Source organism: Caballeronia zhejiangensis, from assembly GCF_000698575.1.
Taxonomy (GTDB): Bacteria; Pseudomonadota; Gammaproteobacteria; order Burkholderiales; family Burkholderiaceae; genus Caballeronia; species Caballeronia zhejiangensis.
In genome coordinates this window covers 73,784-100,530 of sequence record NZ_JFHD01000004.1, presented here as the reverse complement: position 1 = coordinate 100,530, position 26,747 = coordinate 73,784, and the positions used below count along the sequence as shown (strand labels likewise).

Below are 26,747 nucleotides of genomic sequence, written 5' to 3'. Positions count from 1 at the left end.
ACAAAATCCCGCCGCCCCGCGCATCGCGGCATCGCGCGCTCAGTCCTTCTGTGCGATCGCCGTGAGCGCCCCGCTGTTCAGCCGGTACACCGTGACAGGCGCATCGATCCAGTCGCCGTTGGAATCGAACTTGACGGGGCCCAGAATGCTGTCGAACGACTGATCGCGCAGCGCCTTCACGAAGACCTCCGGTTTCGCCGATCCCGCCTTGCGCATCGCATCCGCGACGACGAGCGTCGCCGCATAGAACGCGGGCGCGTAGGTATCGACATCGGCGCTGAACGCATTCCTGAACTTCGCGCGGAAGGTCTTGCCCTCGGGCAGCGTGTCGAGCGGCGCGCCGCCTTGCGCGCAGAACATGCGCTTGTCCGCGACGCCCGCCGAGAGCTTGTCGAATTCGGGCGAACAGATGCCGTCGCCGCCGACGAGCGTCGCGCTCAGGCCGAGCTCGCTCATTTGCCGCGCGAGCGTCGCGGCCTGCGCGTAATAGCCGCCGTAGAACACGACCTGCGGATTGCGCGATTTGATCTGCGTGAGAATGGCCTTGAAGTCGGTCGCCTTGTCGGTGCTGTACTCGCGCGCGACGATCTGCAAGCCTTCCTTCTGCGCGGTCTTGATGAACACGTCCGCGACGCCCGTGCCGTAGGCGGTGCGGTCGTCGATGACGGCGGCGCGTTGCGCGCCCAGCACCTTCGACGCATAGACCGCCATGCGCCCGCCCATCACGTTGTCGTTGGTGGCGAGGCGGAACACGTACGGATAGCCGAGATGCGTGAGATCCGGGTTCGACGAGGCGCCCGTCATCATCACGACTTTGGCGTCGTTGTAAATGCGCGCCGCCGGAATGCTAACGCCCGAGTTGTAATGGCCGATGACCGCCGACACGCCATCGTCGACGAGCTTCTGAGCGACGTTCACGCCGACCTTCGGATCGCCCTGATCGTCCATCGAAATCAGCTCGAATTTCACCGGCTTGCCGGCGATCGCGAAGCCCTTCGCGTTCAATTCGTCGATGGCGAGTCGCACGCCCCGCTCGTCGTCCTTGCCGCTCGACGCCGCACTGCCGGTCAGCGGGCCGGCCACGCCGATCTTCACGACTTCCTGCGCATGCGCCGCGCCGCATAGCATCGCCGCGCATGCAATGAACGTGATTGCCGTCTTCATCGGTTTCATCGTGATTCTCCCGTCGCAGTGAGTGTCAGATTCTCAAGAAGGTCCCGTACCGGCGACAAGGTGTCGAACTCGAAATCCGGGCGCGGCTGCCACGCGCCGAGCGTGTCCGCGCCGCGATTGATCCATGCGACCGCCATGCCGAGCGGCTTCGCGCCGTCGATGTCGGCCCAGCTCGCGAGCGAGCAGTGCAACACGTCACGCGCCGGCAGCGCGAGGCGGTCGAGCGCCAGCCTGAAGATCGCCTCGGACGGCTTGTACGCCTGCGCCATCTCGGCCGTCGTCACATGCTCGAAGTAGCGGGTGAGCTGCGTGCGCCGCCACAGGTCGCTGTCCATGTTGGTGATCGGCATCAGCGGATAGCGCGACGCCGCCCAGTCGAGAAACGGCTCGGCGTCCTCATGCGCGGGCGACGCCTCGACGAGATGCGCGAGAAACAGGTCGGTCAGCTCGTCCAGCGCGTGGCCCTTGCGCGCGCCGGGCCAGCGCGCATCGAGCACGGCGGCGAGCGCCTCGCCCGCCACGTCGCGGTAACGCGCATACGCCTGCCCGCGATACAGCCGCACATTGCGAATATCCCAGTCGAGATAGATGTCGAACATCGCGTCGCCGGTCTCGATCGACAGACGCCGCAACACTTCCGCGATGCCGAGCGTGCCGCCGCGATCCACATCGACGAGCGTGCCGAAGTAATCGAACGTCAAGGCTTTGGGGTTCATTGCGCGCGCTCCTTTCTCGTGGCGAACTGCTTGACGCGTTCGGCGGCGTCGGGATCGGCGAAGGCGTCGATCGTCGCGTCGAACTCGAGTTCGAGACTCCGTGCGAGCGATTCGCTCAATTGCGTGGTGACGAGGCGCTTCAGCCGCGCGATGGATCCCGGCGATTGCTCCGCGATGCGCGAGGCCAGCGCGATCGACGTATCGAGCATGGCGTCGCGTGGCACGACGCGATTGACGAGTCCCATCGACATCAGCGATTGCGCGCTTTGCCGCTCGCCGAGCAGCCACAATTCCATTGCGCGTTGATGGCCGAGCGCCTGCGGCAGCAAATGCGTGACGCCGCCCGTGACGAACTGGCCCCACGCCATCTCCGGAAAGAACGCGACGAGATCGTCGGACGCCACGACCATGTCGCAATTGAGCATCCATTCGAAGCCGCCGCCGACGGCAAAGCCATGCACCGCGCCGACGACGGGCTTCGCGTTGAACATCAGATCGCGCGTGATGCGCTGAATGCGCTCGATATGCAGACGAATGCTTGCGTCAGTCGCGCTCTGCTCGCCGAACTCCTTGAGATCGTCGCCCGCGCAGAACGCGCGGCCCGCGCCCGTCAGCACGATGACGCGGCACGAGGCGTCGTCGTTCGCTTCTTGCAGCGCCTCGTGCAGATCGTCGAGCAGCGCGCCGCCGATCGCGTTCATGCGCTCCGGGCGGTCGAGCGTCACCACCCGAAGCGGTCCTTCCGTGCGTGTCCTGACGTAGCTCATGCGGGCTCCCTGTCGATCCAGCGTGTCTTGCCTTCGGTGCGCGGAAAGTGCTCGAACGGGACGATGGTCACAGCCGCGCTCGCGCCGATGCGTTCGCGCACGGCCGCCTCGATGCGCGCGGCGGCATCGTTCCAGCGTGCGACGGGCAAGCCGTTCGCGGCCTCGACCGTCATCGCGATGCGGTCGTATGGCCCCGGCCCTTTCAGCACGATGCGAAACATGCCCGAGGCCCATTGCGGCAACGCCTCGACCGCGAGCCGCACCGCGCCCGGGAACACGTTGACGCCACGCACGTTGAACATGTCGTCGGTGCGGCCCGTCACGCGAAAGCGCCAGGCGCTGCGGCCATCGGGGCCGGCGTCGGTGGCCGTCACCGTGACGACGTCGCGCGTGCGATAACGCACGAGCGGCTGGCACTGCTTGCGCAGATGCGTGCAGACGAGTTCGCCCGTCGTGCCGGCTTCGATCGGCAGACGCGCGAGCGTGTGCGGATCGATGATCTCGGCGAACACCACGTCCGCCGCGTGATACAGCAGATCGGTCGTCCAGTCCGTTTGCCCGCCGAGAATGCTCAGCACTTCCGAAAGGCCGAAGTTCGCATTGCGCACCGCGAAGCCCCACTTCTCCTCCATCGCGGCGCGCAACTCCGGATTGTCGAGACCGGCCTCGCCGCCGAAAAGCCCGAGCTTCAGCCCGAGATCGCGCGGCGCGGGGCCGCCGGTCTCGCGCAGCACCTGCTCGATCAGCGCCGGATAAGACGGCGTGCACGAAATCGCGTCGATGCCGAGATTCAGGATCGAATCGATCAGAAGCCGCGTGTTGCCGACGCCGAACGGCACGACGGTCGCGCCGGCGGCTTCGAGAATCGTGTGATCGGTGAAGCCGCCCGTCCACATGCAGTAGTTGAGGCAGTGCACGACGCGATGCTCCGGGCGCAGTCCCGCCGCCCACATCGAGCGCGCGCCGACGCGGGCGATATCCGCGGCATCGCGCGCGCTGTTGGCGAGGATCAGCGGCCGTCCCGTCGTCCCCGACGTACGATGCAGCCGCGCGATGCCGCTCTCCGTGCACGCGACGTAATCGCCATACGGCGACGCGTTCTCCTGGCTTACGCGCAAGTCGTCCTTCTCGGTGAAGGGCATCTCCTGCAGCGTGTCGAGCGTGATGTCGTCGCGGCCGGCCCAGCGCTCGAGCTTCGTGCGATAGAACGCGGACATCGCGCGCAGATACGGCCAGTGAGACGCCCATAACGCATCCTGATGACGCCGCACTTCGTCGAGCGGGAGCGTCTCGAACGCTTCGTCGAAGTAGACGCCGCGCGCCGGCGAATGAACTGCTACGTTCATGTGTGGTCCTCTGTCGTGTTGGCGTTATTCGGCGCGGCGGCGTTTGGCGGCGCGTGCTTCGATCGCGGACCGCTCGACGATCGCCCGCGCGTGGCTCGCGGTGCCGATCGGCCCGCCCGCATCGGTGGCGACGATGTCGAACCAGTACAGCGCGCCGTCGATGTCGCGGAAGGTCGCGGTCGCGGATACTTCGGCGCCGAGCGGCGTCGGCGCGAGATGGTTGAGATGCGTCGTCACGCCGACGGACAGTTGCCCGTCACCGATGGCGTCGCGCAGCACATCGGCAGAAGCGCGCTCGATCAGCGACAGGAGCGCGGGCGTGGACAGCACGTCGGGGTAGCGCTCGTCCGCGTCGCGCGCGTGGGCGGATGCGAGATCCGCGGATGTGACGGTGTGGGTGAGCGTGGCGGCTCGGCCTCGTTCGATCATGTGCGGCTCCGGGTTGTGTAGCCGCCAATAAGGCAAGGTCCGGGCCATATGGGCCGAAGCCCCGTCGGGCGGGGCTTCGGGCGATTTTGCAAGACGTTGGAACGGCGGACCGTTAAGATTCTTGACGTTTCGATTCGCTACGGACGTCTTGGCGGCTGATGCGGCAGTCGCTGCACGGTGACGAGCGTGCGCGGGTCTCGACATCCATCACGGATGAAACCGGGGCGAGTTCCGCATGAAGTCAGACCTCAGCGACAACCCGTCCGAAGGCCTCCCGCACGGCGTCGCAAAACGCGTCGGCCACAACGGGAACGGGCCGGGAGGCATTCGTCACGATATAAAAATGATCGTGCACGGCAGGCGCGAAACGCTTCACCGCCACACGTTGCCGTGCGTAGGCCGCCGTCACCGGGTCGATGAGCGCGACTCCCGCTCGATTGGCGACCAGCGCCACGATCGCTTGCGATAACTGCGCCTCGATCACGAGATTGCGGGTCACGCCCGCTTCCACGAAGACGCGGTCGATCGCGGCGCGGGCGTCGAAGCTGTGCGGAAACGAAACGAAGGGCTCGCCGCGCAGGTCGTAGGGACTCAACGATGCACGGCGCGCCAGGCGATGCCCGCGCGGCACGATACATCGCATCACCGCGTTCGGAAGCCGCTCGCTCTTCACGGCCGGATGCGGGATAGCCTCGGCGGTCAGGCCCACGTCGCACTGGCCGGACGCAACCTTGTCGACCACCGTCGTCGCACTGTGCGCGAGCAGACTCACGTCGATGCCCGGATGCTGCTCGACGAAACGCGCGATCACCGCCGGCAGCAGATCGAGCGCGACGGCGGGCGACCCTGCCACGCGCAGCGAACCGCGTCGCATCGCGCGAATCTGGTGGGCCGCCTGCGTGATCCGGTCCAGTCCGACGAACGCGCGCTCCACTTCCTCGAACAGCACGCGCGCTTCGGCCGTGGGCGCAAGCCTCCCCTGCTGCCGTTCGAACAGCACGAAGCCGACGCGGCTTTCGAGATCGGCGATAAGACGGCTCACCGCGGGCTGCGAGATATGCAGCGACTCGGCGGCGCGCGTGACGGTGTGTCGAAGCATGACCGCGCGAAACGCTTCGATCTGCCGGATTTTGAGCTCGGACATTTCCATAACATTGAATTATAGATGACCGATCATTCGGCATTTGACGGGCGTTTTTTATCCGCCGAAAGTTGCGTCTCGATACATCAATGCAGGCACAAAGCGCAATTCATGCACGTTGATCTCGCCCATAACACATGCTGCCGGTTCGATATCGTGGTCGCGGGCGGCGGACTCGTCGGCATGGCCATCGCCTACGGGCTCGCGCGTGCGGGCCAGCGCGTTGCCGTGTGCGACGGAGCCGACTCCGCGCATCGCGCGGCGCGCGGCAATTTCGGCCTTGTCTGGGTGCAGGGCAAAGGCGGACGATGCCTGCCGTATGCGCAATGGTCGCGCGAGTCGTCGGAGCGCTGGAGCGCTTTCGCCGCGCAATTGAAGCGCGAAACGGGCATCGACGCCGGATTCGAACGGCCCGGCGGCATCGAGTTGTGCGAGACGGCCGAGCAGCTCGAAGCCGGCCGGCAGCTGCTCCAATCGATTCATGCGCAGGACGCATCGCTCGACTACGAAGTGCTCGACATCGACGCGCTCAAGGCGCGTGTGCCTTCGGCATCGGACGAACTTGCGGGCGCGCTCTATTCGCCGCACGATGGCCACGCGAGCCCGCTCTACACGCTGCGCGCCATGCAGCAGGCCTTTGCGTCGCACGGCGGCACGTATCTTCCGCATAGCGAGGTGCGCGAGATTCGCCCTCGCGCGGGCCGCTTCGAGATCGACACGACGCACGGCATGCTGCAAGCCGGACGCGTCGTGCTCGCCGCGGGTCTCGACAACAAGCGCCTCGCGCCGATGGTCGGCATGAACGCGCCGATCACGCCTCTGCGCGGTCAGATCATGGTGACCGAGCGGCTCGCGCCGTTTCTCGACTATCCGACGCTGGTCGTGCGGCAGACGCGCGAAGGCTCCGTGCTCCTCGGCGACTCCGCCGAGCAGGTCGGCTTCGACGACGGCCAGACACGCGCCGTCATGGCCGATATTGCCCGGCGCGCACGCACCGCGTTTCCGGCACTCGCGCATGCGCGCATCGTGCGGGCATGGGGCGCGTTGCGCATCATGACGCCGGACGGACTGCCGGTCTACGAGGAATCGGCGGCGCATCCCGGCGCGTTCCTCGCCATTTGTCATAGCGGCGTGACGCTCGCCGCCGCGCACGCGGACGTCATCGCACCGTGGATCGCGGGCGGCGCACGTCCCGCGATTCTTCATCCTTTCGTCGCCACGCGCTTTTCGAATTAGACATGCCCACGCACTTCGAATCCCTCGCCACGCTGTCGACGCCGCTGGTGTGCATCGACATCGACGGCGCGCATCGGCAGGTGCCGACGCATTACACGGTCGCGGCGGCGCTGCTGGAAAGCGGCACGCTGGCGTGCCGGAACACGCCGGTCAGCGGCGCACCGCGCGGACCGTTCTGCATGATGGGCGTGTGCTTCGACTGTCTGGTCGAAATCGACGGCGTGCCGAACGTGCAGGCGTGCATGACGCGCGTGCGCGAAGGCATGCGTGTGCGTCCGATGTCCGGCAAGGCGAGACTCGCATGACACGGCATCCGGCACAGTCGAAGTGCGATCTGCTGATCATCGGCGCCGGGCCTGCGGGCATGTCGGCGGCGATCGTCGCGCGCCGCGCGGGCCTCGAGGTGTTAGTCGCGGACGAAGGCGAAGCGCCCGGCGGACAGATCTATCGCAACGCGTCGCGGTCTCCGCTCGCGGATGCATCCGTGCTCGGCGACGACTATCTCGCGGGACGCGCGCTGATCGACGCTTTCGAGGCCAGCGGCGCGACCCATCTCGCGCGCTGCGTCGTATGGCAGATCGAGTCCGGAAACGGCCGCGCCGTCGCCATGCTCACGCGCCGCGCGCACGACGGCGAGCCCGGCGGCACGCTCGACGTTTCGGCGCGCGCGGTGCTCGTCGCGACCGGCGCGCAGGAGCGTCCGTGGCCCGTGCGCGGCTGGACCTTGCCGGGCGTGATGGGCGTCGGCGCGGCGCAGACGCTGCTGAAGTCGTCCGGATTGGCGCCCTCGCAAGACGCCGTGCTCGCCGGCTGCGGACCGCTCTTGTGGCTGTTCGCATCGCAATTGCTGAATGCGGGACGCCGTGTGCGGGCCATCATCGACACGACACCGCGCGATGCCTGGCGCGCCGCGCTGCCTCATGCGCTCCCCGCACTCGCCGGCGCCGACTATCTGCTCAAGGGTCTGCGCATGATGCGCGCGGTCAAGCGCGCGGGCATCCCGGTGCATCGCCGTGCTGGCGCTTTTTCGATCGAAGGCGAAGGACGGGTCGAACGCGTGCGTTTCGTCGATGAACAAGGCGCGTCCCGATCGATCGGCACGTCGCTCGTGCTGCTGCATCAGGGCGTGATTCCGTCGACGCAACTGTCGCGCGCGCTCGCTTGCGAGCACGAATGGGATGCGTCGTCGGCCTGCTGGCGGCCTCGCACCGATGCGCGCGGGCGCAGCAGCGTGAAGAACGTGTGGATCGCGGGCGATGGCGCGGGCATCGGCGGGGCGAAGGCCGCCGCGCACGCGGGCACGCTTGCGGCGCTCGATATCGCGCGCGAACTCGGCGCGCTCGATGCGCCAGCCCGCGATGCACGCAGCCGTCCTGCGCGGCTTGCGATGAAACGCCATCTCGCCGTGCGTCCGCTGCTCGATGCGCTCTACGCGCCGCCCGCCGCGCTGCGCCGTCCCGCCGACGACGTAATCGTGTGCCGGTGCGAGGAAGTCACCGCGGGCGAGATTCGCGCGATCGCGGCGTTGGGCTGCCAGGGACCCAATCAGATGAAGGCATTCTCACGCTGCGGCATGGGCCCGTGTCAGGGCCGATGGTGCGGCACGACGGTCGGCGAACTGATCGCGCAGGTGCAGGAGCGCGCGGTCGGCGATGTCGGTTACTACCGCATCCGCGCGCCGATCAAGCCGGTCACGGTCGATGAAATCGCCGAGTCCATCGCGCTCGACGACGACTTCGCACGCGGCGAATTTCCCAGTTGAATCCATCCACGACAGACGAAACGACACCCCACACACGGAGCCCCCAATGAAGACCACCCGCGCAAAGACGATGTCGACCGCCGCCGCGCTCGCCCTGATGGCCGTCAGCACGATGGCATCGGCCAAGGAATGGAGCACGATCCGCGTCGGCGTCGACCCGACCTATCCGCCGTTCGAATCGGTCGCGAAGGACGGTCAGGTCGTGGGCTTCGACGTCGACCTCGGCAATGCACTGTGCGCGAAACTCAAGGCGAAGTGCGTCTGGGTGCAAAGCAGCTTCGACGGCCTGATCCCCGGCCTGCAGGCGCGCAAGTTCGACGTGATCCTGTCATCGATGGCAGCGAACGCGAAGCGCCGCGAGCAGATCGATTTCACGGACCGGCTGTACCGCAACCAGACGCGCCTCATCGCCAAGGAGAGCGCGCATCTGCTGCCCGACGCGTCGAAGCTCGCGGGCAAGCGGGTGGCCGTCGAACAAGGCACGGTGCAGGAAACCTATGCGCGGGAAAAGTGGGCATCGTCCGGCGTCGAAGTGGTCGCGTATCCGAGCTACGACCAGGCGTATGCCGATCTGACGGCGGGCCGCGTCGATGCGGTGCTGATGGATGCCGTGCAGGGCAAGCTGGGTTTTCTGGCGACGCCCGCGGGCAAGGGTTTCGCATTCGCGGGCGATGTGGTCTATGACGCGAAGATCATGGGCGACGGCGACGCCGCCGGCGTGCGCAAATCGGATCCGGAACTGCGTGAGGCGTTGAATGGCGCCCTCGCCGAAATGCTGCGCGACGGAACCTATCGCAAGATCGAAGCACGGTATTTCGATTTCGACATGTACGGGAAGTAATGTCCGTAGCTTGGCGCGTACACAGGGTCGCTCGTGAGGGCGGCCTCGAACACACGCTACCCGGCCGCGGCGGCGTCCTCGCCTAGTCGAAGCGGCGCGGCCAAAAACGTCCAGCAGTGCGCCGAAGAGGCGACTGTCCGTGGTCTTGCCGCGCCGTTGCTTGACGGCTTTTACGCCGCTCTATTTAGCGATGCCCACGCGTTCGCAGTCCGCGATCGCGCCGTTGCTGCCTTGCGTGTACTGCAGCGTGTAGCCGTTCTTGAGACCGCGATTGGACGCCAGCACGATCTGGCCGAGCGTGGTCGTCGTGGCCGCGCGCGTCGAACGTTGCTCGATGATCAGATCGGCGAGTTCGGGGTTCGCGCGCGCCGCGTCCGCATCGATGATGCGTCGCGCGTTCGACACGCTGCCGCGATACCAGCCGTAGAACGGGCGATACGCCGGACCCGCGTAATGGCTGTCGATGATCATGTACGGATCGAGACGCTTCAGCGCGGCCTCGACGTCGTCGTCGTTGAGGATGTACGCGAGATCGCCGCCCAGACGCGAACCCGGCTCGCCGATGTGCGCCGGATCGTAGCGCCAGCCGTCCGGCCCGTTGCGCAACTGCGACCACGTCTTGCCCGTCCACGTGACGACGTGCGACAACGCGATCGTCGACGTCGCCGTTTCGGGCGCCGTCACGCCGTTGACCTTCTTCGGCGCCTGCGTGATATAGAGCAGATCGCCCGGCAACAGCAGCTTCGACGTCGCATCGAAATTGCCGTGGTTGATGTCGAGCAACACGCCCATTTGCTTGACGCCCGCCCATTTCGGCGTCGTCGTGGCGCCCGCGGGCGTCATGCACGCCTGCGTCGTGATGCCGGTTTCGACTTCGCGATTGTCCGTGGTCAAGCCCGCGAAGTTGTAGACCCACGCGGTGAAGTCGGAGCAGTCGACGCCGTGCCACTGAATCTGCGCCGGCTCGAGCGCGGCCGCGTTCGTTTCGCCCTTGCGCTGCACGACCTGCGAGCCGTCGACGCCGCTGCGCTGCGCCGTGCACGTCATGCCGTACTTCTGCGCCGGATCGGTCTTTCCGCCCGACGTGCTGCCCTTGGACGAGTTGCGATATTTCGGATCGGCATCCGACGAATCGTCGAACGGCAGCCAGCCCGGAATATGGTGGTGGCAATAGTTGATGTTCTGATCGACCCAGTAATTCTCGACCGCGATCACCAGTTCACGCTGGAACGTGCCGATATCCGCGCACCCGGCGGGCGCCTGGATCGCGCCGTACTGGCCGGCGAGCGGCCCCCAGCTGCTCGGCGTCTTGAGCGTCGACCAGTTGGTCTTCGTCAGCTTGCCGGTGAGCTTCGCCTGCACGTCGTTTCGGCGGCCATCGAAGAGCGCGAGGTTATCGGTCAGAAGCGCGACGCGGTCGCCGCACGTGCTCGCGCTGCCCTTCGCGGTCTGCACCGCGCCTGGCATCACCGGCTCGATCTGTGCGACCGACCTGATGCCCGAGCGGTTGCGCGGATTCGACATGTACGTCGCCGCGCCCGTCGTGATCGAGCAGTTGCCGCCGCCCGGCGCGCTCACCGTGCCGTCTTCCGCGATGTTGCCCGCGCCCGCGTGACACGACGTCAGCGTGTCGCCGTTGGCCGCCTGCGCGACGATGTCCTGCGTGCTCGCCTCGATGCTGCTGCCGTCGGCCGTGCGGCTTTCGGACTCCGCGCCGAGGGCGAGCGCCATCTTCGCGCCGTCCGTGACCGTCGACGCCGTGCCGGCCGCGACGAGTGCCGGCATGGTTTGCTGCACGTCGATATCGCCGGCGAACGCGTTCACGCGCGCCATAGCCGCCGCGATATTGCCCGCGATAAGACCGCCCGCGGCGCGCGCATCGGCGACGATCGCATTCGAATACGCGGAGACGACCATCTGCGAAGGCGCGCTCAGATAGACCGCGTCGAGTTCGCCGGTGAGCGTCGTCGCCGTGCCGTTCGCTTCTTCCTCGAAGCTGCCGCCCGTCACGCGCACGAGCAGCGGATAGCGCAGCGTGCCCGTCAGCTTGAACGTGCCGTCGCTGCCGGTCGTGGCGATGGCGGAAGCCTTGTCGGCGACGGTGCCGTCGGCCGCGATCTCATGCACGGTCACCGATGCGTTCGCGACCGGGCCCATGTATACGCCGCCCGACGTCGACGGAGTCGATCCGCCGCACGCGGACAGACACAGGGAAAACGCCGCGCTCGCCGCGGCGGTGAAAAGAATGGGCTTCACGATGACCTTACCGATAAGGATGCGGGCGCGGCGATGAACCGCGCTTGATGTGTCCGATGCGGCTTTCGGAAAGCCGACCATCGACGTCATCAGCGTAAGGCAAGCGTCAGCACCGCGATCCGGCGATCAGACTCGAAAACGGCCGGTTGTTCAGCGGATTCGAAAGGCTAAAGAAGAGCGGATCGTGGCCGCGCGGCGCATCCGTGACGTCACGCTCGACCGCCGTGCCATGACAGGGTCTCGCTGATTGCTCTCGGCCACTAGCGGTTGTTTATCGCCACGCTGAGGTTCAGACCGGATCAGGGTCGCCGTTTGCTTCGCCCATCAGCGGATTTACCAGCGGGCTTGCGCGACCCCGCCGCTGGCTTGCCGGCGGATTTGCCGCGTGGCTTCTGCACGCCGAAAGGATTGCTGCCAGGCGAGATCATGCCTTTGTCCGCGTCCGCAACGCGGGACGTCGAGGCCGGCGCGACTTTGGGCTTCTTCGGCTTTTTGGGTTTCTTGATGATCTGGCCCGTCGCGCTGGTTTGCGGCACGCGGTGTTCGGCCTCGAAACCCGGCTCTTCTTCACGCGGCAGCGTTTGCCGGATCAGCGCTTCGATCGCGGCCAGTTGCGGCGCTTCATCGGCACACACCAAGGACACCGCCACACCGCTGGCGCCCGCGCGTCCGGTACGGCCAATACGGTGCACATAGTCCTGCGCGACGATCGGCAGATCGACGTTGATCACCAGCGGCAAGTCATCGATATCCAGCCCGCGCGCGGCTACGTCGGTGGCGACCAGCATGCTCACTTCGCCCGTCTTGAAGCGCTCGAGCGCACGCAAGCGCGCGGGCTGCGGCTTGTCGCCGTGAATGGTGTCGACGGCGTATCCCGCTTCATCCAGCATCGCCGCCAGATAATCCACGCCATTGCGGGTTTTGACGAACACCAGCGCGTGTTCCCAGTTGTTCTCGGCCACGAGATGCATGAAGAGATCAGGCTTGTTTCTCTTGTCCACCGGCACGACCCACTGCCTGATCTTGCTGGCCGTCGCATTGGGCGGACTGACGCTGATATTGACCGGCCCGCGCAGAATGCCCGCCGCCATCGCGCGGATATCGTCGGTGAAGGTGGCGGAGAACAGCAGCGTCTGGCGCTCGGTCGGCAACGCCGCAAAGACAGCGTTGAGTTCGCGCGCAAAGCCGAGATCGAGCATGCGGTCGGCTTCGTCCAGCACGAGCGTCTGCACTTGATCGAACTGCACCGCGTTCTGCCGATTGAGATCCAGCAAACGGCCCGGCGTGGCGACGAGCACATCGACGCCCTTGCGCAACTTCATCATCTGCGGATTGATGCTCACACCGCCGTAGGCGGCCAGATATCGCAAGTCGAGGCCTTTGCCGTATTCGATGAAACTCTGCAGCACCTGTTCTGCCAGCTCACGCGTAGGCACCAGCACCAGAACGCGCGCCCGGTTGCTGGACACCGGCGGACCGTGCTGCACCAGCCGTTGCAACAGCGGCAGCGCAAAACCCGCCGTCTTGCCAGTGCCGGTCTGCGCCGCAGCCATGACGTCCTTGCCGCCGAGCACGGCAGGAATCGCCTTCGCCTGCACCGGCGTAGGTGTCCGATATTCGAGGTCCTGCAGATTACGTAATAACGGACCGATCAGGCCAAGCGAGGCGAAGGACATGCACGTATTCCGGGCTAAAACCGCAATTTTAGCTTTACGAAGCGCGCATCGGCGGCGCGCGCCATCGAAAGCGGCGCGAAAGCTCGGGTTCCAGATTCGCATCGATGAACCCGCCGCGCTTGCGAGATCGAGGAGACACCGCGATGACCCGCTTCATCGATTGCGATGATGGATGAAAAGGCCCGCGTTTAGAATGCGCTCTTCGCTATCGGCGCAACGGCTATTCGAACAAACGCTGTCACTGCAGCGACAAGGACAATCGAGACCATGCTCAGAAAGAAGGTAATTCCGCTCGCTTTCGCGATTCTTCTCCATGCGTTGCCCGCGAGCGCCCAGCAGACGACGAACCGCGACGAGTTTTACTGGCTCGGCGAAATCAACAAGGCTACCGCGGTCATCAATAGTCAGGAAGGGTTGCTGGACAAGGCGTTGGTGCCCGGCATCGCGGCAGGCCTCGCCAAAGTGATTCACGACGGCAATCAACCCGGCGGCAAGCGCCCTTCCACCGTCATCACATTCGAGCCGCTGCTGATTCAAGCCGCAGGAATGGATGTGACGCTGCTGCACGCCGGGCGCTCCAGCCAGGACATGCATGCCACGTATCGCGCCGCCATCTTGCGCGACGATATGCTGCGCCTCGCCGAACAGTTGAACAAGACATCCGCGACGCTCGTGACGCTGGCGCAAAAGCACGAGCGCACCATCGTGCCGAATTACACCAATGGCGTCGCCGCCCAGCCGAACAGCTACGGGCATTATCTGCTCGGTTACGCTGCCGCCCTCGATCGCGACGCGCAGCGCATCCGCGAAGCGTACGCACGCATCGATCTGTGCCCGATGGGAACCACGGTGCTGAACGGCACGAGCTGGCCGCTGGACCGCGTTCGCATGGCGCAATATCTGGGCTTCGCCGACATCGTCGACAACGCCTACGACGCGCATCAGATCGCCGCGGTCGATCATCCGGTAGAAGTCGGCTCGATCGTGACGAGCATCGCGCTTCATGCGGGCAGTTTCATCGAGGACGTCATGACGCAATATGCGCAGCCGCGTCCGTGGATTCTGCTTCAGGAAGGCGGCAACAACACCTACGTTTCCAGCGCGATGCCTCAGAAGCGCAATCCGGGCCTGCTGAATTCGACACGCGCGGATGCATCGACTGCCATCACGCTCGCGATGGGACCGGTCATTCGCGCACACAATCTGCCGCCCGGCATGCCGGACGCGAAGGAAGTCAGGGACAACAAGGAAATGGTGAACAGCGCTATCACCGTCCTGCGCAAATGGGACGACATTCTCAAGGCTTTGGTGATCGATCAGGGCCGGGCGCTGGAGGAACTGAACAGCGACTGGACCGCATCGCAGGAAGTCGCCGACGTGCTGATGCGCAAATACAAGCTGCCTTTCCGATTGGGCCACCACTTCGCGTCGGAGGTCGTGGAATACGCGCGAGCGAACGATATCAAGCCCAGCGATTTCCCCTACGATCAGGCGCAGCGCATCTACGCCGAAACGACCAAAGGCTACGGCAACGGCGTGCTGCCGATGAGCGAAGAGGAATTTCGTTCGACGCTGAATCCGGCGGCTATCGTCGATAACCGGCGTACCGTCGGCGGGCCTCAACCGGCCGAGATGGAACGCATGCTGACTGCGGCAAGAGCGAAGATCGCGCAGCAGGACGCATGGGTGGCCGAGAAGCGCAAGACGATCGATTCATCGTTGGCCGGACTCGATCGTGACTTCGACAAGCTCTTGAGCAGCCGGTGATCGTCCGGGTGTTGCAACGGGCTGCTCGACCCAGGCGAATGAACGCTCAGAGTGCCGTCAGACGGCGGTCCGGCGCATCGTCGAGATTCGCGCGGGCCGTCGCGGCTCGCGCGATTTCAAGCCGGTTGCCGCCGCGCGATTTTGCGCTGTAGAGCGCGCGATCCGCGGCAGCGAGCACTTTTTCCAGCGTGTCTTCATCGGTGCCGATGCGTGCCATGCCGATACTCACCGTCGCCTCGATCTCCACGCCGCCCGCCGTGCGCGTGACGGTCTGCGCGAAGCGGCGAACGACGGCTTCGGCCAGGTCTTTCGCGCGGGCGCTTTCGTGCCCCGGCAACAGCGCGGCAAACTCTTCGCCGCCGATGCGCGCCAGGATCACATCGCGTCCGAGCACGCTGCGCAGAATCTTCGCGAACGACTTCAGTACGTCATCGCCGGCTTCGTGGCCGAAGCGGTCATTGATCGCCTTGAAGCGGTCGAGGTCGAGCGCGAGACACGACGCCGGCGGAAAGGCGTCGCTTTCGCGGATGACGCGTGCGCCTTCTTCGAAGAACCATCGGCGGTTGCCGAGACCCGTGAGGTAATCGGTCTGCGATTCGCGTCGCAGATCGGCGTGGGCTTCGTCGCGCGCGAGGCGCAGGAGCGTCATCGGCAGAACGACGGAATAGAGCACGCCTTCATACATCGTCGCCTGACCGGCGATCGCCAGCAACTGCGGTCCGAACGACGCCGCCAGCCACGGCAGAATCGCGGCCCTGAATGCGTAGAAGAGCGCGTGGCCGCCCGTGACGGCCACGGCGATGTTGCGCGACTGCTTCCATTTCGAATCTTGCGTGCCGAGGAGTCCGCGCGCAGTCAGACCGCACACCACGGCAATGGGAATGGCGCTGATGTACGCCCACATGACCGCTTCGCCGCGCTTGCCCGCGATGGCCCAGGCGAGCGCGAGCATCGACAGGATGCCGACGGCGAACCGGCCGTAGCGGCGTCCGTTCAGGAGCGCGACGCCTTGCAGATTGAGCAGATACCCGCCGACGATGATGAGATTCGACACCGCGGCCCCCACGACGCCGGGGAGGCCGGGCACGCCGTGCCGCATCGACGCGGCGGCGCAGCCGAGCGCGAGCGTCGCATAACCGGCCGCGAGCACGCCGAGTTCGCGCCTGCGCCGCGGATACGACCGGCGCTCCCAGAGCGTCAGCGCGCTGCTGGCGAGGAGCGTTCCTATCGCTAACAGGTAAAGGGTGATGAGGTCGACACGCATGCGCTCGTTAAGCCTTCTTCCGGCCGAAGACGATCTGACATGACTCGTTTACGGCTGCAGAATCGGAAAATTTAGGCACGCGTGCCGGATTCGGACGCGTGCCGTCAGCCTGATTTACCGCGCCCCGTCTTTTGCTGAAGTTCGTCGATGCGGCGGGACGCGTCGGCTTTCGTCAGGGTTTCGTCGAAAGGCTCCTTGGCTTCTTCGCAGAGCGTTTTGAGGTAAGACGCCTGCGCGCCGGTCATCGGCTCATCGCCTGTGGTCCAGTCGGCGGGGTCTTTTTCCGCGTTCGACGTCGGGTGCGATTTGGGGTTGTCTTGCGGATCGGCGGATTTCTGGGTCATGCTGGGATCTCCTTGCAATGCCCCTTGCTGCGCAAAGAATGTGCCCTGCCTGGGCGAAAGCCCCGACGTGTGATGCCGATATGGGCCGTACTGGATTCGAACCAGTGACCAACGGATTAAAAGTCCGCTGCTCTACCAACTGAGCTAACGGCCCGGCTCGCCCGATCTCCGCCCGCCACAAAGGCGCTTCTTGGGTGCCTGCCCTGGCCGATGGCCGGCAATCGCGTGTATGTCCGCGCGAGCGCTCCTTGATGACGGTGCGCATCCGGGTCTGCGCAGTCGGAGGGTGGCGGCAGACGGCCGCCACCCACGTTCTCCTGTCGTTGCTGCCCGCCCGCCGGCCTCAGTTCGTACGCACTTCGATTCGGCGCGGCCGGGCTTCGTCGCGGCGCGGTATCGTCAGCTTCAGCACGCCGTTCTTCAGGTTCGCATCGATTTTCGATGCGTCGAAGTCAGCCCCCAGCGAGAACGCCCGCGCGAAATGAGGCTGGCGGATCTCCGCATGCTGCAGGCGCAGTCCTGCCGGCGTGGGCACCACCGCCTCGGCCTCGATGTACAGGTTGCCGTCGTGGACCTTCACATCGAGCCGGTCCTTCGTCACGCCGGGCAGATCCGCCCACAGAGTGACGCCCTGGCTATCCTCGAAGACGTCGACGGGCGGCGCCAGCGTGATCCGGCGTGGCGACTGCTCGTCGTCGCGCCGAGCCACCGTCGTGTCGTCTTTCCTGGCAAGTTTGGTCGTGTCGTTCATGATGTCCTCCTACGTTCTGCGACGCGTTTCATTGAACCGTGATGGCGCGCGGCTTCGACGTCTCCCGCTTGCCGATGCTCACGGTCAGGCAGCCATTGGTGTACTGCGCCGTGACCTTGTCGGGGTCCGCGTGCTGCGGCAGCTCGATGACGCGCCGGAAAGCGCCGACGAACCGCTCCTGCGCATAGGTACGCGTGTCGTCGCCGGCTTCCGGCTGTGCGCTCCCGCGCTCGCCGCTGATGGTCAGCAGCCCCTTGTCGATCGATACATCGAGGCTGGCCGGATCGACACCCGGCGCGAACGCGACGATCTCGATCGAGTCGTCGGTCGAACCGATGTTGACCTGCGGGAAGGCGCCCGAGCGCCCGGAACGGATGCTGGAGGGGAAACCGCCGAAGAGGCTCGCCATCTGCTGTTGCAGACGGTCGAACTCGCTGAAAAGGTCGGTCCCGAAGTAGAGATCGCTCATGGTCATTTCCTCCTTGAAACCAGCAGGAAGACGAACCGGCCTACGCGCTCCAGTTCGTCTGCCATGCTGCGGGCAAACAAATCGAAACACGCAGCGCGCCGGACTGCTGGCGCGACTGCCTGAGCGGAATTCAAGATAGGATCCCGAGCGGAAATTTCAAGGGGATTTTTGCGACTTTCCGCTCTTGAATTGGAATGCTCGCACCCTATCTTCACGACGCTTCCGACGGACCATGCGAGGACATCATGGAATTCGAATACGATTGGCTGACCCTGGGCCGGCACCGAATCCGGCTGCGCTCGACAAGGGGTTTTCCGACCGAGACGATGCGTACGGCGGTCGAGGTCATCCGGCTGGCGATCGACAGCAACATGAGCGCGCGTGCGCGGCTCGTTGAAGTCGTCTTCCAGCAGGAATCTGCTTACGAGATTGCCGTCGGCACCACGTTCGCCGACGACCGGTTATGTGCGCCGCAACTGGAGGTGGCGATCGCGACGGTCCTCGGCCTGCAGCCCACGAAGATCAATATTTCCGTGACGGTGGTCACGCAGGAAGAGGTCGATCTGCACTTCGGAGTCTACGAGAGAATGCTGGCCGAAAAGCTCGGCGTGGTGCCGCCGATCCAGTGAACCGTCGCACGCGACACCAGAGCTCCAGACCTGCGGCGAACAATGAGTGCGCGACCTTGTCCCGGCGTCCGGTAACCTCGAGCAGGGGCCGGACCTTCGATCTCGCGTCACGCCATTAGAACTCAACCGCCCTTTCCTTCCCTGAGCCGCGCGCGATGCGCGGCGACTTTCGCGCGGTTCCCGCAACTGGCCATGCTGCACCAGCGGCGAGCGTGACCGCGCGTGTGATCGGCGAATAGCAGCGTGCATGTCGGACCTTCGCACGCTTTGACGTAGGTGAAATCCTCTTCGCAGACGAGTTTCGCGAGCGCCTCGACAATCGGCATCAGCAGCGACTCGGCCGTCGGATAGCGGCGCTGCATCGCGAATGCAAGCCCGCTCGAAGCGCTCGCATCCGCGACGATCGCGCCGTGTTGTTCATCGCGCTTCAGCACGGTGTTCAGCGCTTCCAGTTCGCGCAGGTCTTTAGCCGCGAGCGGCCGCCCCTTGTTCTTCTGCACGAACGATCTGAACCATTCGCGCAAGCCGCGCGCCTTCGCCGCGACCTCGTCCAGTTCGGCGGGTGCGATTTGCGAACGCATGTGCGCAAGCACGTCGGCGGGCACGAGGCTCGCCTGTTCGAGCCAAGACAAAAAGCCCTCGCCGTCGGCGAGCCAGTCGACGGGTTCATCGACCGGCGTGGCAACCGAGTTGAGAAAGTCGAGGCCGGGCGCGTCAGCCACGAAGAATGCGGGAAGTGAGCGGTATTCCATTTCTTCGGTCCAGCGGTGTTTCTACGATGACTTCATCGTAACCGCTAAAAACGCACTTGACAAGTTACCCAGTCGATAAGTAACCTTCATCGCAGACGTTTAACGGTTACACGAACGAACGCCCTCACTCGCGGAGAAACAACCATGTCCACCATTGCTCATCGCCATATCGACGTCGACGGTTTCAACGTGTTCTATCGCGAAGCCGGTCCGGCAGACGCGCCGAAGCTGCTCTTGCTGCATGGCTTTCCCAGTTCCAGCCACATGTTTCGCGACCTGATTCCGCTCCTGGCCGACCGCTTTCATATCGTCGCGCCCGATCTTCCCGGTTTCGGCCTCTCCGACATGCCGAGCCGCGACAGCTTCGCATACACGTTCGATAACATCGCCGGCGTGATCGACCGCTTCACGGAACGGGTCGGCTTCGATCGCTATGCGGTCTACGTCTTCGATTACGGTGCGCCGACCGGTTTCCGCCTCGCGCTGAAGCATCCGGAACGCATCGCGGCGATCGTTTCGCAGAACGGCAATGCCTATGAGGAAGGACTGAGCGACGGCTGGAGTCCGATCCGCGCGTATTGGCAGACGCCGACGCAGACGAATCGCGATGCGTTGCGCGCGATGCTCACGAAGGACACGACGAAGTGGCAATACACGCACGGCGTGCCCGATGCGTCGGCGGTTTCGCCCGATGGTTACTCGCTCGACGACTACTATCTGAACCGTCCCGGCGCGCACGAAGTGCAGCTCGATCTGTTCGCCGACTATCGCAACAACGTCGCGCTTTATCCGGCGTTTCAGGCGTATTTCCGCGAGCATCGGCCGAAGTTTCTCGCCGTGTGGGGCAAGAACGATCCGTTCTTCCTGCCGCCGGGCGCGGAAGCGTTCAAGCGCGACATCCCGAACGCGGACGTGCGCTTCTTCGATACGGGCCACTTCGCGCTCGAAACGCACGCGGCGCAGATCGCGGCGGCGATCAAGGAATTCCTCGCCGACTAATCACGGGTAAGCAAGGCCGGGCGCGCACCCGGCCTTCGCTTTTACTGCGACATCGCGCCCGAAGCCGGATGGTCCATGCCCATCGCGTTGTTCTTCTTCATCTTGTCGCTCTTCTTCATCGAGTCGTGCGACATCGCGTCCTTGCTCATCGAGTCGTGAGACATGCTGTTTTTGCTCATGGCATCGTGAGACATGGCGTCGTTGGACATCGCGCCGCTCGCCTGCGCGAACGCGGACGAAGCGCCGAGCGCCATCATGGTTGCAAACACTGCGGTCATCAGTCGCTTCATGGTGCATCTCCTTCGTGGGTTGAAAAGCAAAAAATGCGGTGCGGCGATCAGGAACCGCCGAACCAGTTGTAGCCCTGGTCGACCCAGTAGCCGCCCGGATACGTATTGGTGACGAACATCTCGACGATGTGCTTCGGGTTCTTGTAGCCGAGCTTGGTCGGCATGCGCAGCTTCATCGGATAACCGTATTTCGCGGGCAGACGCTCGCCGTCGTATTCGAACGTGAGCAAGGTCTGCGGATGCAGCGCGGTCGGCATGTCGATGCTTTCGTAGTAGTCGTCCGCGCAGCGAAAGCCGACGTATTTCGCGGTCGTGTCCGCGCCCACGCGACGCAGAAACTCGGAGAACGGCGTGCCGCCCCATCGCCCTATCGCGCTCCAGCCTTCGACGCAGATGTGCCGCGTGATCTGCTCCGCGTGGGGCAGCGCATACAGCTCGGGCAAGGTCCACACACGCTTGCCCGTGACGAGGCCGCTCACCTTCAGCCGATAGTCGCCGCCATCGACATGCGGCACGTCGTCGATGCCGTAATACGCGTTGAACGGAAACGGTCGCGTGAGCTGCGCTTCGGTATAAGTGGGCGCGAAACGCTTCGGGTCGAAGAGCAGCGCCTGCGCGCGATCGTTCAGGCGCGAGACGGCGGTCAGGAACGTGTTGACCGAGTCTTCATCGGTGATGGAGCAGCCGGTCAACAGCGACAGGCCGCCGAGCGTCAGCATGCGCTTGCCGAAGAGACGCCGCGAAGGCATGTCGAGTTCGCGGCGCGCGTCCGCGAGTATCGAGGCGCGGTCGAGCTTCATGATCTTTCTGTCGTTCGTGTTCATCGCGAGTCTCCCGATCAGCGGCCGCGCAGCATGGTGAGCAGCGAACGCGGCACGAGCGCGACCATCGCGACATGCACGACCACGAACGCAGCCATCAACGCCATCGCGCCGAAATGCACGACGCGCGCGCGGTCATAGCCGCCCATCATTTCGCGCAGCAACGGAAACTGCACCGACTTCCAGATCGCGAGACCGGACAGGACGAGCACGATCAGATCGATCACGACGAAGAGATAAGCGAGCTTCTGCACCGCGTTGTATTGACGAAGGTCCGCGTGCGAAAGCTTGCCGGTGAGCGCCGCGATCAGATCGTGCAGGACGGCGCGCGGCGAGAGCGGAAAGAACTTTGCAAGAAAGCGGCCGCTCGCGAGATTGAGCGCGAGATACACGATGCCGTTGAAGACCAGCAGCCACATCGCGGCGAAATGCCATTGCAATGCCCCGCCGAGCCATCCGCCGAGCGTGATCGACGTCGGAATGACGATGCCTGGAAACACCGGCGAAGCGTCGTAGATGCGCCAGCCCGAAAGCATCAAGATCAGCGCGGCGAACGCGTTGAGCCAATGCGTGATGCGCAGCCAGAGCGGATGAATGGGCGGAATGCGTTGCGCGGTTTCGCGCGTCTGCGTGAGTGTCGTTTGCATGTCGGTCCCCGTGATGAAGCGTCGGATACGGGTGAATTCGTCGCGAGTCCGCGTTCGGTTACAGACGGGTTTTTCTTTTTCTGTTTCCCGTCGTGTAACCAATCGGCACGCAAAGACGAACTAGCTCACAAGACATGCAAGGAGTTCGTCATGCGGATACGCACGGCTTTCAACACGCTTGCGCAATGAAAAAGATGGACCGCGACGGCGCCTTTTCGACCCTCGTGAGCGCTATTGCGGCGCATCACGGCTTCGTCTATTCTGAAGCGCCCGATCTGACACACGACGCGTCCGCGCCCCGTACGCGCACGTCAGGCGTCGTGTATGAATCGCCGTCCGGCCGTCTCGCCAATACGGGAACCATCTTGCAAGAAGCGGAAAACCGCCTGAGAGTGCTTTTCATCGCCGGACTCGATGGCGACCCGAACGCATACCGCGATTTTCTGCAGGCGCTTACGCGGCACTTGCGCGGCTATCTGCGCAGACGCATTCCGCAGCATCGCGACGATGTCGAAGATCTCGTCCAGGACATTCTGCTCGCCGTGCATAATGCGCGTCACACCTATCGCACCGACGAACCGCTGACCGCGTGGCTGCACGCAATCGCGCGCTACAAGCTGATGGACTATTTCCGCTCGCGCGCACGCCGCGAATCCCTGAACGATCCCATCGACGACTATGCCGACTTGCTCGCCGTCTCCGACGACGAACCCGCGCAAGCGCGGCGCGACATAGGCAAATTGCTGGAGGACTTACCGGACAAGCAGCGCCTGCCGATCGTGCATATGAAACTCGAAGGCTTGTCGGTGATGGAAACCGCGCGCATCACGGGGCTGTCGGAATCGGCGGTCAAGGTCGGCGTGCATCGTGGGCTCAAGGCGCTCGCCGCACGGCTTCGGGGGTTGCGATGAAAACCGACGACCTCATCGGGCTGCTCTCGAATCAGGTGACGCGCATCGATCGCGGCGCGGTGGCGCGGCGCTTCGCCAGGGCGCTGCTGCTGGGCGCGCTCGGCTCGGTGATCCTGATGGCCATCGTCTACGGCGTGCGGCCGGATCTCGCGAGCATCGCGCGCACGCCGGTGTTCTGGGCCAAGATGGCGTATCCGTTCGTGGTGGCGATCGGCGCGTTCATCGCCGTGACGCGGCTCGGGCGTCCGGGCGTTCGTGCGGGTTATGCGTGGGCGCTCGTCGGCGTGCCGTTCGTCGCGGTGTGGCTCGCGGGCTGGCTGGTGCTCGAGGGCGCCGCGCCGGCCGAACGTCTGCCCATCGTGCTCGGCCAGTCGTGGCGTACGTGTCCGTTCAACATTCTGCTGCTGTCGGTCCCGACTTTTCCCGCCGTGTTCTGGGCGATGAAGAGTCTCGCGCCCACACGCCTTCGCCTCGTGGGCGCGGTCGCCGGTCTGCTCGCGAGCGCGATCGCCACCGTCGCCTATTGCCTGCATTGCCCGGAGATGAGCCCGGCGTTCTGGAGCGTGTGGTACGCAATCGGCATGATGCTGCCCGCGGGCATCGGCGCTTGGCTCGGGCCCAGGCTGCTGCGCTGGTGATCGGCGTCGTGAGGCGCGAGCGTACCGAAGCCGATCCTGCCAGGCCCGATCAATGCTGATGTAAGGAAGCGCGACGTCGCCGCGTCCGATCAGATGTCAGCCGGAGCAACGCCATGGGCCCCACTTCCCTTACTTTCGACATCGATCCCACCCCGCGCCGGGCAGACGGCGAGTTCATGGCCCACGCGCGAATCACCATGCCCGCGGAAAACGGAAGCGAGGGCCAGATCTTCATGAGCGGCGATCTTGCCGGATTCGACACGCGCGAAGACGCGATCGCGTACGCAAGGATCTGGGCCCGCGACTGGATCGACGCTTTCGTGCGGCTCAATACGCGATGACGCGTCCGCACGATCCCATCCCTGATATCGACCACCGAGACGAAAGCATGAACCAGCCGGAAAACAACGCAGCCAATGCAGAGGACGAGCGCGAAAAAGACCGCGCGGCTCGCGAAGCGCTGGACCGCGGCGACAAGGAAAAAATCGACAAAAAGCTCGATGAACTGGACGTATCGACAACCGAGTCCGGAAAAGACCAGTCGTCGAAACCGGACACGGAAGGATCGAATTCATCGAGCAAGAACCTCGACGAGCAAGGCGACTAGCCGGGCTCCGCGTCCCGCCCGAATCGATCGATCAGGCGGGACGAGTCGCGGTCAATGCTTGTCCGGCAGCGCATACGCGATCACGTAATCGCCGAGCTTCGTCAGAAACGAGCCGTGACCGCCCGCCGCGATCAGCACGTACTGCTTGCCGTTCGCTTCGTAGGTCATCGGGGTGGCTTGGCCGCCGGCGGGCAAACGCGCTTCCCAGAGCTTTTCACCGGTGTCGGTGCTGAAGGCGCGCAGGTAATCGTCCTGCGTCGCGCCGATGAAGAAGACGTGCCCGGCGGTCGTCATCGGTCCGCCCAGCATCGGCATACCCATGCGGAACGGAACCGGAATCGGCGATGCATCGCGCGTCGTGCCGATGCGTTTCTTCCAGATCACCTTGTTCGTGTCGAGATCGAGCGCGGCGACATAACCCCACGCGGGTTGCTTGCAAGGCAGACGCAGCGGAGACAGGAAAGGATTCAGCTCCACGCCATACGGCACGCCGTATTGCGGCTGAATGCCGACTTCGGTGCCGGTGCCCGCCTGGCCCGCTTGCGGCGGATCGATCGGATTGCCGGGGCCGCGCGGCACGAGCTTCGAGACGAACGGCAGCGCGATCGGATTGGCGATTGCGATGCGTCGGTCCGTATCGACGGCGAGCCCGCCCCATTCGAACATGCCGAGATTGCCGGGGAACACGAGCGTGCCCTGCTCGGACGGCGGCGTGAACGGCCCTTCGTACTTCAGCCGATGAAAGATCACGCGGCACATGAGCTGGTCGTACATCGTCGCGCCCCACATGTCCGCGTCGGTCAGGTTCTTTGCGGGCCGGAAAGTGAGCTGCGAGAACGGTTGCGTCGGCGAGAGGCGATCGCCCTTGGCCGCGCCTTGCGGGACCGGCTGCTCGGGCGCGGGCACGATCGGCTTGCCGGTGCGACGGTCGAGCACGAAGATGTTGCCGGTCTTAGCCGGTGCGTAGATCGCCGGAACGATGTTGCCGCTCTGATCCCTGATATCCGCGATGGTCGGCTGCGCGGGCAGGTCCATGTCCCAGAGATCGTGATGCACGGTCTGATAGAACCACGCCAGCTTGCCCGTCGATGCGTTGAGCGCGAGCAGCCCGCTCGCATAGCGCTCCTGATCGGGCGTGCGGTTGCCGCCCCAGATATCGGGGGTCGTCACGCCCATCGGCAGATAGACGAGATCGAGCTTCGCATCGTAGGCAGCGGGCGCCCACGAGTTCGGCGAGTTCTGCGTGTAGCTATGTTGATCGTCGGGGATCGCGTTCGGGTCGTGCGCGCCGGGATCGAAGGCCCACAGCAGCTTGCCGGTGTTCACGTCGAAACCACGGATCACGCCCGACGGCTCGCGCGTGCCGTAGTTGTCCGTGACCGCGCCCGCGACGACGATCACTTTCGACGTGACGATCGGCGGCGACGTCGGCTCGTACTGGCCGGGCGTCTTGACCGGCTGCAGATGCTGAAGATCCAGCACGCCGTTCGTCGCGAACTCGGGGCACGGCTTCCCGCTCGCGGCGTCGAGTTCGAAGAGACGCCCATCGTTGACGGGCAACACGATGCGGCGCGCGCACATCGGCAGATTCGTCGTGTTGCCGGCAGCGCGCGCCTGCTCGGCAGCGGGCGTCTCGTAGTACGACACGCCGCGGCAAGTCACGTGCTGGAAACTCGGATCGGGCTTGAGCTTCGGATCGAAGCGCCATTTCTCCTTGCCCGTGGCGCCATCGAGCGCGATCGCATTCTGATGCGGCGTGCAGAAGAAGAGCGTGCCGTCGATGGCGAGCGGCGTCACTTCATCGGTGATCTCGACCGGATCGTTCGGGCCTTTCATGTCGCCCGTGCGAAAGCGCCAGGCTTCCTTCAGTTCGTGCGCGTTGCCCGCGTTGATCTGCGCGAGTTGCGAATAGCGCGTGCCGGTCTGCGTATTGCCGTAAGCGCGCCAGTCGCCATCTTGCTGCGCGGGCGCAGTGGCGGCAGCCGACGGCGCCGCGCGCACCGTGCCGTCCAGCTCCTGCGGATCGTTGAACACCGCATATGCGAGCGCGATGCCCGACAGCACGATGGTCGCACCGAGCGCGAGTGCGCCGGACTGCCGGGGCCACGTAAAGATGCGCAGCACGAATGGCAGCACCATCCATATGCCGACGATGACAAGCACATCGAGACGCGGCGCGAGCGCCCAGAAGTCGAAGCCCGACTCGACGATCGCCCATATCAGCGTGCCGAGCAACAGCGCCGCGTAGAGCCACAGCGCGAGGCCGTTGGCGCGCCAGACGAGCCACGCGATCACGAGCATCGCCACGCCGGCGACCACGTAGTATGGCGAGCCGCCCACCGCGATCAGCCATCCGCCGCCGACGGCCATGTAAAGCCCCGACAGAACGAGAAAGACGATCGTGATCCACTTCGGCACGGACGAAGGCGAACGATGCCGCGCGGGCGGCGGCGAGGAGGATGTGTTCATTCGATGGAAAAAGGATGCGTTGCCGGCAACGCAGCAGTCGTCGTGC

28 protein-coding genes and 1 tRNA gene are annotated in these 26,747 nt (G+C 64.9%); 11 read left to right on the top strand and 18 right to left on the bottom strand.

Features of this window, described 5'->3' with window-relative positions; all coding sequences use genetic code 11:
- Positions 1 to 39: 39 nt before the first annotated feature.
- The 6 genes from BG60_RS08395 to BG60_RS08370 all read right to left on the bottom strand — a co-directional run bounded on the left by BG60_RS08395 (position 40) and on the right by BG60_RS08370 (position 5,581).
- The gene (locus tag BG60_RS08395) at positions 40 to 1,173 is read right to left on the bottom strand and encodes a branched-chain amino acid ABC transporter substrate-binding protein (protein WP_008345630.1); all 1,134 of its coding nucleotides are present in this window, start codon (positions 1,171 to 1,173) and stop codon (positions 40 to 42) included.
- Positions 1,170 to 1,889: an HAD family hydrolase gene (locus BG60_RS08390; RefSeq protein ID WP_034471097.1), complete on the bottom strand. Its 720-nt coding sequence runs from the start codon at positions 1,887 to 1,889 to the stop codon at positions 1,170 to 1,172. The genes BG60_RS08395 and BG60_RS08390 overlap by 4 nt, the downstream gene beginning before the upstream one ends.
- Positions 1,886 to 2,656: an enoyl-CoA hydratase/isomerase family protein gene (locus BG60_RS08385; RefSeq protein ID WP_033535650.1), complete on the bottom strand. Its 771-nt coding sequence runs from the start codon at positions 2,654 to 2,656 to the stop codon at positions 1,886 to 1,888. The genes BG60_RS08390 and BG60_RS08385 overlap by 4 nt, the downstream gene beginning before the upstream one ends.
- On the bottom strand, positions 2,653 to 4,002 hold the full coding sequence (locus BG60_RS08380; protein WP_008345635.1) for a phenylacetate--CoA ligase family protein: 1,350 nt from the start codon (positions 4,000 to 4,002) through the stop codon (positions 2,653 to 2,655). Before BG60_RS08380 ends, BG60_RS08385 begins: the two co-directional genes overlap by 4 nt.
- Before the next feature lie 24 nt (positions 4,003 to 4,026).
- Positions 4,027 to 4,431: a thioesterase family protein gene (locus BG60_RS08375; RefSeq protein WP_008345636.1), complete on the bottom strand. Its 405-nt coding sequence runs from the start codon at positions 4,429 to 4,431 to the stop codon at positions 4,027 to 4,029.
- 241 nt (positions 4,432 to 4,672) lie between these two features.
- Positions 4,673 to 5,581, bottom strand: coding sequence for a LysR substrate-binding domain-containing protein (locus tag BG60_RS08370; protein ID WP_008345638.1), 909 nt, complete (start codon positions 5,579 to 5,581; stop codon positions 4,673 to 4,675).
- A 102-nt stretch (positions 5,582 to 5,683) separates the two neighbouring features.
- Between BG60_RS08370 and BG60_RS08365 the strand changes: the two genes are divergently transcribed.
- Genes BG60_RS08365 through BG60_RS08350 form a run of 4 tightly spaced genes read left to right on the top strand, consistent with a single transcriptional unit; the run spans position 5,684 to position 9,411 of the window.
- Positions 5,684 to 6,808, top strand: coding sequence for an NAD(P)/FAD-dependent oxidoreductase (locus BG60_RS08365; protein WP_051078950.1), 1,125 nt, complete (start codon positions 5,684 to 5,686; stop codon positions 6,806 to 6,808).
- A gap of 2 nt (positions 6,809 to 6,810) precedes the next feature.
- Positions 6,811 to 7,113 (top strand): (2Fe-2S)-binding protein, encoded by a 303-nt coding sequence (locus BG60_RS08360; protein ID WP_008345641.1) that lies wholly within the window; start codon positions 6,811 to 6,813, stop codon positions 7,111 to 7,113.
- A complete protein-coding gene (locus BG60_RS08355; RefSeq protein ID WP_034471093.1) occupies positions 7,110 to 8,570 on the top strand; it encodes an NAD(P)/FAD-dependent oxidoreductase in 1,461 nt (486 codons plus the stop codon). The genes BG60_RS08360 and BG60_RS08355 overlap by 4 nt, the downstream gene beginning before the upstream one ends.
- Positions 8,571 to 8,616: 46 nt before the next feature.
- A complete protein-coding gene (locus BG60_RS08350) occupies positions 8,617 to 9,411 on the top strand; it encodes an ABC transporter substrate-binding protein (protein ID WP_008345645.1) in 795 nt (264 codons plus the stop codon).
- A gap of 180 nt (positions 9,412 to 9,591) precedes the next feature.
- Here BG60_RS08350 and BG60_RS08345 read toward each other — a convergent pair whose 3' ends face one another.
- Both BG60_RS08345 and BG60_RS08340 read right to left on the bottom strand, forming a co-directional pair.
- Positions 9,592 to 11,688, bottom strand: coding sequence for a hypothetical protein (locus BG60_RS08345; RefSeq protein ID WP_033535689.1), 2,097 nt, complete (start codon positions 11,686 to 11,688; stop codon positions 9,592 to 9,594).
- A 278-nt stretch (positions 11,689 to 11,966) separates the two neighbouring features.
- On the bottom strand, positions 11,967 to 13,343 hold the full coding sequence (locus BG60_RS08340; protein ID WP_008345649.1) for a DEAD/DEAH box helicase: 1,377 nt from the start codon (positions 13,341 to 13,343) through the stop codon (positions 11,967 to 11,969).
- 267 nt (positions 13,344 to 13,610) lie between these two features.
- Between BG60_RS08340 and BG60_RS08335 the strand changes: the two genes are divergently transcribed.
- A complete protein-coding gene (locus BG60_RS08335; RefSeq protein ID WP_008345650.1) occupies positions 13,611 to 15,110 on the top strand; it encodes an argininosuccinate lyase in 1,500 nt (499 codons plus the stop codon).
- A gap of 46 nt (positions 15,111 to 15,156) precedes the next feature.
- On the opposite strand, the gene BG60_RS08330 is transcribed toward BG60_RS08335, so the two are convergent.
- The 5 genes from BG60_RS08330 to BG60_RS08310 form a co-directional block, all read right to left on the bottom strand.
- Positions 15,157 to 16,374: a GGDEF domain-containing protein gene (locus BG60_RS08330; protein ID WP_034471091.1), complete on the bottom strand. Its 1,218-nt coding sequence runs from the start codon at positions 16,372 to 16,374 to the stop codon at positions 15,157 to 15,159.
- 104 nt (positions 16,375 to 16,478) lie between these two features.
- Complete coding sequence (locus BG60_RS08325) at positions 16,479 to 16,718, bottom strand: DUF3072 domain-containing protein (protein WP_008345654.1); 240 nt, start codon at positions 16,716 to 16,718, stop codon at positions 16,479 to 16,481.
- A gap of 81 nt (positions 16,719 to 16,799) precedes the next feature.
- Positions 16,800 to 16,872: transfer RNA gene (locus BG60_RS08320), tRNA-Lys, on the bottom strand.
- A 189-nt stretch (positions 16,873 to 17,061) separates the two neighbouring features.
- Positions 17,062 to 17,469: an Hsp20/alpha crystallin family protein gene (locus tag BG60_RS08315; protein ID WP_008345656.1), complete on the bottom strand. Its 408-nt coding sequence runs from the start codon at positions 17,467 to 17,469 to the stop codon at positions 17,062 to 17,064.
- A gap of 28 nt (positions 17,470 to 17,497) precedes the next feature.
- Entirely contained in the window at positions 17,498 to 17,938 is a 441-nt protein-coding gene (locus tag BG60_RS08310) for an Hsp20/alpha crystallin family protein (RefSeq protein WP_008345658.1), read from the bottom strand.
- A gap of 245 nt (positions 17,939 to 18,183) precedes the next feature.
- Here BG60_RS08310 and BG60_RS08305 point away from each other — a divergent pair, with 245 nt between their 5' ends.
- Complete coding sequence (locus tag BG60_RS08305; protein ID WP_033535688.1) at positions 18,184 to 18,567, top strand: hypothetical protein; 384 nt, start codon at positions 18,184 to 18,186, stop codon at positions 18,565 to 18,567.
- 122 nt (positions 18,568 to 18,689) lie between these two features.
- On the opposite strand, the gene BG60_RS08300 is transcribed toward BG60_RS08305, so the two are convergent.
- Positions 18,690 to 19,319 (bottom strand): CGNR zinc finger domain-containing protein, encoded by a 630-nt coding sequence (locus tag BG60_RS08300; RefSeq protein WP_008345661.1) that lies wholly within the window; start codon positions 19,317 to 19,319, stop codon positions 18,690 to 18,692.
- Between the two features lie 144 nt (positions 19,320 to 19,463).
- On the opposite strand from BG60_RS08300, the gene BG60_RS08295 reads away from it, so the two are divergent.
- The gene (locus BG60_RS08295) at positions 19,464 to 20,318 is read left to right on the top strand and encodes an alpha/beta fold hydrolase (protein ID WP_034471088.1); all 855 of its coding nucleotides are present in this window, start codon (positions 19,464 to 19,466) and stop codon (positions 20,316 to 20,318) included.
- Positions 20,319 to 20,359: 41 nt separating this feature from the next.
- Here BG60_RS08295 and BG60_RS08290 read toward each other — a convergent pair whose 3' ends face one another.
- From BG60_RS08290 to BG60_RS08280, 3 genes are read right to left on the bottom strand one after another with little or no spacing between them, the layout of a single operon-like run.
- Positions 20,360 to 20,608 (bottom strand): pentapeptide MXKDX repeat protein, encoded by a 249-nt coding sequence (locus BG60_RS08290; protein WP_008345665.1) that lies wholly within the window; start codon positions 20,606 to 20,608, stop codon positions 20,360 to 20,362.
- Between the two features lie 47 nt (positions 20,609 to 20,655).
- Entirely contained in the window at positions 20,656 to 21,432 is a 777-nt protein-coding gene (locus BG60_RS08285) for a molybdopterin-dependent oxidoreductase (RefSeq protein ID WP_008345666.1), read from the bottom strand.
- A gap of 14 nt (positions 21,433 to 21,446) precedes the next feature.
- Positions 21,447 to 22,076, bottom strand: a complete 630-nt coding sequence (locus BG60_RS08280) for a cytochrome b/b6 domain-containing protein (RefSeq protein ID WP_008345667.1) — start codon at positions 22,074 to 22,076, stop codon at positions 21,447 to 21,449.
- A gap of 365 nt (positions 22,077 to 22,441) precedes the next feature.
- Here BG60_RS08280 and BG60_RS08275 point away from each other — a divergent pair, with 365 nt between their 5' ends.
- The 4 genes from BG60_RS08275 (at position 22,442) to BG60_RS08260 (ending at position 24,232) form a co-directional block, all read left to right on the top strand.
- A complete protein-coding gene (locus BG60_RS08275; RefSeq protein ID WP_033535687.1) occupies positions 22,442 to 22,987 on the top strand; it encodes a sigma-70 family RNA polymerase sigma factor in 546 nt (181 codons plus the stop codon).
- Positions 22,984 to 23,625, top strand: coding sequence for a DUF1109 domain-containing protein (locus BG60_RS08270; protein ID WP_008345671.1), 642 nt, complete (start codon positions 22,984 to 22,986; stop codon positions 23,623 to 23,625). The genes BG60_RS08275 and BG60_RS08270 overlap by 4 nt, the downstream gene beginning before the upstream one ends.
- Before the next feature lie 113 nt (positions 23,626 to 23,738).
- Complete coding sequence (locus BG60_RS08265; protein WP_008345673.1) at positions 23,739 to 23,966, top strand: hypothetical protein; 228 nt, start codon at positions 23,739 to 23,741, stop codon at positions 23,964 to 23,966.
- Complete coding sequence (locus tag BG60_RS08260; protein WP_235366133.1) at positions 23,963 to 24,232, top strand: hypothetical protein; 270 nt, start codon at positions 23,963 to 23,965, stop codon at positions 24,230 to 24,232. Before BG60_RS08265 ends, BG60_RS08260 begins: the two co-directional genes overlap by 4 nt.
- Before the next feature lie 51 nt (positions 24,233 to 24,283).
- Here the strand turns inward: BG60_RS08260 and BG60_RS08255 are convergent, their stop codons facing one another.
- Positions 24,284 to 26,701: a glucose/quinate/shikimate family membrane-bound PQQ-dependent dehydrogenase gene (locus BG60_RS08255; RefSeq protein ID WP_008345677.1), complete on the bottom strand. Its 2,418-nt coding sequence runs from the start codon at positions 26,699 to 26,701 to the stop codon at positions 24,284 to 24,286.
- Positions 26,702 to 26,747 lie beyond the last annotated feature (46 nt).